Below are 535 nucleotides of genomic sequence, written 5' to 3'. Positions count from 1 at the left end.
ATGGCGCGGGACGGCCAAAGCTGCGCCCTAGGTGCATTTCGGTGGCGCTTTGGTTTTCGTAGGTGAATGCGCCTGTTGTCCATCGGGCATAAAATGCCGATTGCCAGTTGATGTCTAGCTGAGCCGCTGAGAAATCAGGGTTCACCAATAGATTGGGAATGGCTTCTACACCGTTCGCTTCAGCCTTGGCATCATCAATGCAATCGGCCAAGTATTCGATTTTGTTGCGTGGGTTGCCGTTTGGCAGATTGTCACGTACTTGTCCCATGCGTTAAATCTCCATAATCGTGACGGCGTCACCCGCCGTGCCTGTTAATGTCATGGCGGCGGTGCTTTCAATGGTGATGCGCTCGCCCGCTTCCAGTTCAAACGCGTCAACAAACACCGAAGCGGTGTTGGCTTTCGACGCATTAATCGTGATGGCTTTGCGCGTGGCGTTTTGTGCCATGTTGTGCGGAAACACGCTCACGGCTTCGGTGATAAGGTTGCTACTGACTTGCTCATCCACTTTGACCACTTGCGTTGATTCGAGCGT

The 535-nt window shown here is 53.1% G+C and carries 2 pseudogenes; both read right to left on the bottom strand.

The window, feature by feature from the left end:
• Positions 1-268, bottom strand: a pseudogene (locus R8N47_RS27910) (hypothetical protein); the annotation flags it as partial.
• Between the two features lie 3 nt (positions 269-271).
• Positions 272-535, bottom strand: a pseudogene (locus tag R8N47_RS27905) (hypothetical protein); the annotation flags it as partial.

The sequence above is a fragment of the Vibrio sp. 2132-1 genome, assembly GCF_033344315.1.
This window is presented reverse-complemented; position numbering and strand designations above follow the sequence as displayed.